General features: G+C 65.3%; 7 protein-coding genes. 1 reads left to right on the top strand and 6 read right to left on the bottom strand.

The window, feature by feature from the left end:
- Both C2I35_RS21905 and C2I35_RS12835 read right to left on the bottom strand, forming a co-directional pair.
- On the bottom strand, positions 1 to 127 hold a 127-nt coding region (locus C2I35_RS21905), incomplete at its 3' end, for a formate--tetrahydrofolate ligase (protein WP_146050033.1).
- Between the two features lie 146 nt (positions 128 to 273).
- Complete coding sequence (locus C2I35_RS12835) at positions 274 to 882, bottom strand: MOSC domain-containing protein (RefSeq protein WP_103763418.1); 609 nt, start codon at positions 880 to 882, stop codon at positions 274 to 276.
- A 196-nt stretch (positions 883 to 1,078) separates the two neighbouring features.
- Between C2I35_RS12835 and C2I35_RS12830 the strand changes: the two genes are divergently transcribed.
- Positions 1,079 to 1,963, top strand: coding sequence for a hypothetical protein (locus tag C2I35_RS12830; protein ID WP_103763417.1), 885 nt, complete (start codon positions 1,079 to 1,081; stop codon positions 1,961 to 1,963).
- A 68-nt stretch (positions 1,964 to 2,031) separates the two neighbouring features.
- Here C2I35_RS12830 and C2I35_RS12825 read toward each other — a convergent pair whose 3' ends face one another.
- The 4 genes from C2I35_RS12825 to ybgF all read right to left on the bottom strand — a co-directional run bounded on the left by C2I35_RS12825 (position 2,032) and on the right by ybgF (position 6,967).
- Positions 2,032 to 2,814, bottom strand: coding sequence for a methyltransferase domain-containing protein (locus tag C2I35_RS12825; RefSeq protein WP_103763416.1), 783 nt, complete (start codon positions 2,812 to 2,814; stop codon positions 2,032 to 2,034).
- 2 nt (positions 2,815 to 2,816) lie between these two features.
- A complete protein-coding gene (gene ftsH / locus C2I35_RS12820) occupies positions 2,817 to 4,736 on the bottom strand; it encodes an ATP-dependent zinc metalloprotease FtsH (RefSeq protein WP_103763415.1) in 1,920 nt (639 codons plus the stop codon).
- A 78-nt stretch (positions 4,737 to 4,814) separates the two neighbouring features.
- Positions 4,815 to 6,074 carry a tRNA lysidine(34) synthetase TilS gene (tilS, locus tag C2I35_RS12815; protein ID WP_245890484.1) on the bottom strand — a complete coding sequence of 420 codons (1,260 nt, stop codon included), beginning with the start codon at positions 6,072 to 6,074 and terminating at the stop codon, positions 4,815 to 4,817.
- Positions 6,065 to 6,967, bottom strand: coding sequence for a tol-pal system protein YbgF (ybgF, locus tag C2I35_RS12810; RefSeq protein ID WP_103763468.1), 903 nt, complete (start codon positions 6,965 to 6,967; stop codon positions 6,065 to 6,067). Before ybgF ends, tilS begins: the two co-directional genes overlap by 10 nt.
- Positions 6,968 to 6,980: the final 13 nt, after the last annotated feature.

Below are 6,980 nucleotides of genomic sequence, written 5' to 3'. Positions count from 1 at the left end.
TCACCTTCGCCTTGTCATGCCCGTAGGGCAGCAGATGTTCGCCCGGGATCCCAAGCTTGTCGCCAATCTCCTGGATCGGCTTCTTCGACGCCGCACGCGCAATCTCGATGTCTGATTTGTGGCTCATTGTGTCTTCCCTTTGGACATAAGCGATGATGCTTCCGGGACAGCCATACAAAGTCGGGCGCCGTCACCCGGTCAGGAATCCGACATTTCCGGGGGCTGATGCGGCAGCCTGTCGCGCCCGCGTTTCACATCGGAAACATCTCGCGCTCAGAAGGACTTGCCGCTCAGGCATCCCTCCAGATGCAACCAGGGCCGCTGGTCCGGCACGTGCAGGCGCATCCGGTCTCCCACGCGCAATGGTCCGGGCCGTTCGACCCAGGCCGTGACCCCCCGCCGGTGCGCCGCCGCGGGCTTGAAAAGCTTGCCAAGACCCGGATGATCCTTCTCCAACTCCTTGGCCGGCCAGATGCAGGGCCGGTTCTCCATGTCGACGATCAGCGCCGTGCCACTGTCGGTCTGCAAGCGCGACGAGGGCGGCAGGCGGCTGAAGTCGTCGATGCCTTTCAGCACCAGCGACGCGCCCAGCCATTCGGGGCGCAAGGCGTCGATCCCGATCTCCTCGGCGATCGCCGCCATCTCCTCGGCCGACACGACGGACAACTGCCGCACATTGGCAATCTCGGTGCCTTCCGCGTGCTGGTCCTTTACCCGAACACAAGACGGACGCGTGCGCCCGCCGTGAAACTCGCCGGGCACGCCGTCCCACGTCAGATCCACCTGGCCAAGCGGGGCCGAGCGGATGTCGCTCTCCTGGTCGGGAACGCATCCGATCCAGGTGATGTCGGCATAATGGGCGGTGGGTATCAAGGCAGGCATGTCATCCCTTCTTGGCTCTTGTCCCGCGGCGAAGACGGACTTGGGAAGATGCGTGGTGACCAAATGGCCCACGCGGTTTTCCTATCATGTCACCCTTTCGCCTGAAACCGGTCAAGGTCGATGCGTAGACTTGGCCAGACTCACAGTGGGAAAGACAGTCATGGGCTTTACTCTCTTTAGGAAGAAACGGCACGCGATGTCCGATACGGCCTGGCAGTCGGTCAAGACATTCCATGCCGAGATCCGGACCATCGCGCTGGTCAAGCACGGCACGATCCTGACCACTGCCACGAACCGCCGGCACTATCCAGGTGTCAGCGAGACAGACTGGATGGCGGTGCAGGTCTACGAGCTGTTCGAGGACGTGCGCGAGAAGGCCGGGGCACAAGACCTCGACGCGCTCGGCCCCGAGCACCGGCACATCCTGCTGATGGCCACGCTGGCGGCCAAGGGCACGCAGGCGGAGTTCGACAGCGCGCTCAAGCACGACAGGTCGGTGATGTCCGAGCATATGCGCGGCCTGCGCGACGGCTGGGCGTGGGCCCGGTCGATGCCCGCGCCCCGCGCACTGCCGGGGGAATCCGCCGCAGAGATGCTGGCGCGGTTCAACCGCGGCCTGACACTGGACGAGGCTTACAATCGCGGCCGCGAGACCCTGATCTCGGGTCGGTTCATCGACAACGACACGCAGCTTTTCCTGTTGCCTTACGCGGTGCAAAGACTGCAGGCGCTCGGCGCGCAAATCCCGTGTGTCTGGCGCGACGCTCCCGCATTCAAAAACCTGCACATGGCGGAACGCAACGCGGTCGGCCTGATGTATCGGACGCTCTGCATATCCGACGACGTGCTGGACCTGATGAACGAGGTACTTGAAGAACCGCCCAACGGTGACGTGGTCATGGAGTGCATCAAGATGTTTCACAATGGCGCCACGCGGCTGGCCCTGACCGACAGCGTCACGGCGGACCTGCCCACGGGACGACCCGATGCCGTCCACGATATGCAGCTTACCGCGTTCGACACGGGACTTCGCCTGTTGGACGCGGCCATGCGCTATTACGCCGCGCGAAACGATGTCTGACGGTGCCACGCGCGGCCCGGAATTTTTCAAAATTCCGTCCCGTTTTCTTTTGAAAGAAACGCCCGCGCTCAGACCGATAAAGTAAAGAAAATCCGGCGGAACGGGAACAGGACAGAGCCATCCGCGCGCACCGGGTACGCCGCGTGCATCGCTTCCTCGTAGCGCTTGATCAGCGCCGCCTTCTCGTCCTCGGCCAACGCCTCCAGCACGGGGCGGGCATAGGTGCTTTCAGTGAAGCGGCGCACCGGGTGGCTGCCCGGCTCGGCCATCAGGCGCTGGTAATACTCGGTTTCCCACAGCCGGAACTGGCCCATGCCGGACAAAAGCTCGTCGTATTTCACCGGGGCCATGACGCCGGGGGTGCCCATCTTCTCGACACGGCCCGGGAACATTTCCTCGACAAGGCTCAGCCACACGCGGTGCGAGGGCGCCTTGTTCTGGTGCGGCATCTGTACCGCCAGCGTACCGCCTTTGGACAGCATCCGCACCAGCCGGGGCAGCAATTGCTCGTGATTGCCCACCCAGTGCAGCGCGGCGTTGGAAAAGATCAGTCCGGGCGTCCGCGACGGTGTCCACTCCGCGATGTCGGCCTGACTGAAACTGTCATATCCCTTGGCGGCGCGGGCTTTTTCAAGCATCGCGGGGCTGGCATCGACCCCGATCACCTTGCGGTTGCCGGCCCGCGCCCGCAGCGCATCGCCCAAGGCACCGTTGCCACAGCCAAGGTCATAGATGTCGCCCGCGCCCATGCTGCTGATCGTGTTCACCAGGTCCAGGCCCGGGCGCTGGCGGAGGTCGTGGAACCGGGCATAGGCGCCCGGGTTCCAGTCGGTCTTCGCGTTGGTCGTCATCGTCACGCTGTCGGTTCCGGCTCCATGCCGCCGTCCGGCGGTGTCGACTTCGGCTTGGTCTTCGGAATGGCCGTCAGGGACGGTTTGTCATCCTTCTGAGGCGTGCCGCCCTGGTCGTCATCCGCCTCGGGCGGATCGCCGTTGATCACGCGCTCGATCTCTTCGCCGGTCAGGGTCTCGTATTCCAGCAGGCCCTGCGCCAGACGCTCCCATTCGTCATGCTTGTCAGTCAGGATGTCATGGGCCCGCTGGTAGGCGTCGTCGATCATGCGCTTGACCTCGTCCTCGATCAGCTCTTTCGTGTGAGCCGAGATCGAGAAGCCGCCGGCGCTGTTGCCCATGTAGCCTTCATGCGCCTGCTCGTAATCGACATTGCCGACCTTGTCCGACATGCCCCAGCGCAGGACCATCGCGCGGGCCAGCGAAGATGCCTGCTGGATGTCGCCGGCAGGGCCGTTCGACACCGCGTCGGGGCCGTACTTGATGATCTCGGCTGCCTTGCCGGCCATGGTCATGGCCAGCTTTTCCTCGCATTCAGACTTGTGCCAGTTCAGCCGGTCGATCTCGGGCAGGCTGACCACCATGCCCAGGGCACCGCCGCGCGGGATGATCGTCGCCTTGTAGACCGGATCGCATTGCGGCAGGGCAAGGCCCACGATGGCGTGACCGGCCTCGTGATAGGCGGTCTTTTCCTTCTGCTCGGGCGTCAGCACCATGGATCGCCGCTCGGCGCCCATCATGACCTTGTCCTTGGCCTGTTCGAAATCCACCATCGACACGAACCTCCGACCCACACGTGCGGCCATCAGCGCCGCCTCGTTCACCAGGTTGGCCAGGTCCGCCCCCGAGAACCCGGGCGTGCCGCGCGCGATGATGCGCAGGTCCACGTCGGGGCCCAGCGGAGTCTTGCGGGCGTGAACGCCCAGGATCTTCTCGCGGCCCTTGATGTCGGGATTGGGCACCGTCACCTGCCGGTCGAACCGGCCCGGGCGCAGCAGCGCGGGGTCCAGCACGTCCTTGCGGTTGGTGGCCGCGACGATGATGACGCCTTCATTGGCCTCGAACCCGTCCATCTCGACCAGCAGCTGGTTGAGGGTCTGTTCCCGCTCGTCATTGCCGCCGCCATAGCCGGCACCACGATGCCGGCCCACAGCGTCGATCTCGTCGATGAAGACGATGCAGGGCGCGTTCTTCTTGGCCTGTTCGAACATGTCGCGCACGCGGGACGCGCCGACACCCACGAACATCTCGACGAAGTCCGAACCCGAAATGGTGAAGAACGGCACGCCCGCCTCGCCCGCAATGGCGCGGGCCAGCAGCGTCTTACCGGTGCCCGGAGGGCCGACCAGCAGCGCGCCTTTGGGGATCTTGCCGCCGAGGCGGCTGAATTTCTGCGGGTTGCGCAGGAACTCGACGATCTCTTCCAACTCTTCCTTGGCCTCGTCGATGCCGGCCACGTCGTCAAACGTCACGCGGCCATGCTTTTCGGTCAACATCTTGGCCTTGGACTTGCCAAAGCCCATGGCGCCGCCCTTGCCGCCGCCCTGCATGCGGTTCATGAAATAGATCCACACACCGATCAGCAGCACGAAAGGCAGAAGCGAGATCAGGAAGGTCTGAAACCCGGATTGCTCCTGCGATTCCGCCTTGATCGGGATATCCCGCTCCAAAAGCAGGGACGTCACCTCGGCATCTTCGGGCTTGATGGTCGAGTAATTGTTGCCGTCCTCGCCCCGGAAACGCACGTTTTCGCCATCCAGCGTGACCTCGGACACCTCGCCGTCCTCGACCGCCGCGACGAATTCCGAATAGGGAATTGCCTGGCTCTGCAATGTGTTACCGGATCCGTTGAACAGGCTGAACAGCGCCATGATCAACAGGAACAGGACCAACCAAAAGGCGAAGTTTCTCGCGTTGCCCAAGGGCTTTCTCCTCACGTGATGCCGGGCCTGACCTACCACAGGGCCCGTGTATGATAAATAGAGATCGTTAAGCGATGTTCAATGCGCAAGGATGCTGGCAAAGAACATGTCTTCATCCCGCAAAAGTGTTGCCGTCCAGCCCTCTGCAAACCCCGCAAGCGGCGCCGCGACCAAATGACCGCCCCGCCAGACCGCCGGACTGGCCAGGAGCGACGACCGTGGCAAACCTGGCTGCAGCCGCTCTTGGCAGTGCGCCAGACCTGCCTCGCCCAGCGTGGCCACCTCTGCCCCATCGGGCCACGGACCGTCCAGCTGCCAACGTCCGTCCCACGCCTCGCCGGGCGCGGCCCGCGTCTGCGCCACCGCCTTTGGCTCGCGCGCGAACCGCAGATGATCCGTTTCCACGCTCATCATGACGCCGTGCAACGTCATGCCGTTGCCACCACGGATCGCCTCCAGCATCAGGGCGACCGCCTTGCCGCGCGGAACGTAGTCCGCGCCGCTGATCCAACGCAGGATCTCCTGCACCATGCGGCGGCAGATGTCGCGCGGCAGCGTCCGGAACCCCTTGCGGTCGACCATCACGTCGCCCCGGTCGAAACTCACATGGTTGCGCGCCGCCAGGAAAACATACCAATACAGCGTGCTGCGCACCTCGCCCAGATGTCCGGCAACGTTGCCCAGTCCCCGCGCGGTCACGCCAAGGTCTTCCAGCGCCGCCAGCGCCTTGCGCACCCGCGCCCGTTCAAAGGCCTCGTCCTCGTTGGTCGGGTCGTCGACCCAAGCCAGCCCCTCGCGCTCCACCACCCTGCGCATCTCGGCCCGCGACACCTGCAACAGCGGGCGGCGGAACTCCACCGTACCCTGCCGCCAGCTTGGCGCCATTGCCGCCAGCCCGTCGACACCCGCCTCGCGCATCAGCCGCATGACGAATGTCTCGGCCACGTCGTTCAACGTGTGCCCCAGCGCCACGTCGGTGATCTGTCCCGCCTCGGCCCAGTCCGCGATCAGGCCGTACCGCGCGCGCCGCGCCTGGTCGGACAGGTTTCCCGCACCGTCCCAGCCCCGCCATTCCAGCGTCTTGTGCGCAACGCCCAGTCGGGCACACAGCGCTGCCACGCCCGCCGCTTCGTCGCGCGACGCTGCGCGCAGACCGTGGTCCACCGTCACCGCGTAAGGTTCTGGCCCGCCCTGCGCGGCCCATTGCCGGGCCAGCAGTAGCAGCCCAAGCGAATCGCTGCCCCCCGAAACGGCAATGCCCAGCCGCTTGGGCCGGGCATTCCCGAATGTCGCCACGAACTGATCAAGAATATGCGCCGTCGGGCCGTTCACGAACACCCAAGGTTCTGCATCGCCGAGGCCGCCTGCCCCACCGCAGGCGATTGCGGAAAGCGTTGCGCCACCTCCCCCAAGGTCAGGCAAGCCTCGTTGGTCTGGCCCAGCGCCCCCAGCGACCGGCCCAGCAGGAACAGCGCCTGCGGCGCCTGCGGGCCGTCCGGCGCCGTGCTGAACGTATTCAGATAGGCGCGCGCAGCACCTGTCATGTCATCGGCCTGCTCCAGCGCCTCGCCACGCTTCAGACCGGCCTGCGCCTCCATCGGGCTGCCGGGATAGTTGGTCGTGAACCGCTCGAACTGCTCGGCCGCGGCGGCATACTCGCCCGCCTCGAAGGCCGCCATGGCCGTGTCGAAATCGGCCTGCTCGGCAGCGGCCATCTGCACGCCACCCTCGGTGCCCGTGGTGCCGCCGGTGGTGGCGGTGCCGGTCGTGCCGGTCGTGTCCGTGGCCGGGGCCGGGGCCGGGTCCGTTCCGGTGCTGCCTGCGTTGCCGCCGGTCGAGGGCGCCACCCCGCCCAGCGTGTCGCCGGGCTCGATGCTGCCGATATCGCAGGACGGCTCCAACTCGCAGATCCGGAATTCCAGGTCGCCCACGCGGTTGGTGCCGTCGGTCACCACGCTGTCGATGCGAAACTCCAGCTCCTCGGTCTTCGAGGTCAGGCGCTGCAACTCGGACTCGATTGTGTTCACGCGGTCGAGCACGCTGCCGCCCACGGTCGCATTGCCGCTGGCGCCGGTGGTGTTCAGCTCACGCTTCAGCTTCTGCAACTCGACATACAGCACCGACAACTCCTGCCGGATATCCGCCAGGGTTTCGGTATTGGCCTGGGCCGAGGCCGAAACCGGCCCCATCCCGAACGCGGCCACCACAAGGCCCAGTATCACACGACGCATGTTCACCCCACCA

Source organism: Roseovarius confluentis, assembly GCF_002917925.1.
GTDB classification, from domain to species: domain Bacteria; phylum Pseudomonadota; class Alphaproteobacteria; order Rhodobacterales; family Rhodobacteraceae; genus Roseovarius; species Roseovarius confluentis.
The sequence above is the reverse complement of the archived record's forward strand: the minus strand, read 5'-3'. Positions and strand labels throughout refer to the sequence as shown.

Coding starts and splice junctions, on each gene's coding strand:
- C2I35_RS12835 (WP_103763418.1), bottom strand. CDS start 882: ATGCCTGCCTTGATACCCACCGCCCATTATGCCGACATCACCTGGATC.
- C2I35_RS12830 (WP_103763417.1), top strand. CDS start 1,079: ATGTCCGATACGGCCTGGCAGTCGGTCAAGACATTCCATGCCGAGATC.
- C2I35_RS12825 (WP_103763416.1), bottom strand. CDS start 2,814: ATGACGACCAACGCGAAGACCGACTGGAACCCGGGCGCCTATGCCCGG.
- ybgF (WP_103763468.1), bottom strand. CDS start 6,967: ATGCGTCGTGTGATACTGGGCCTTGTGGTGGCCGCGTTCGGGATGGGG.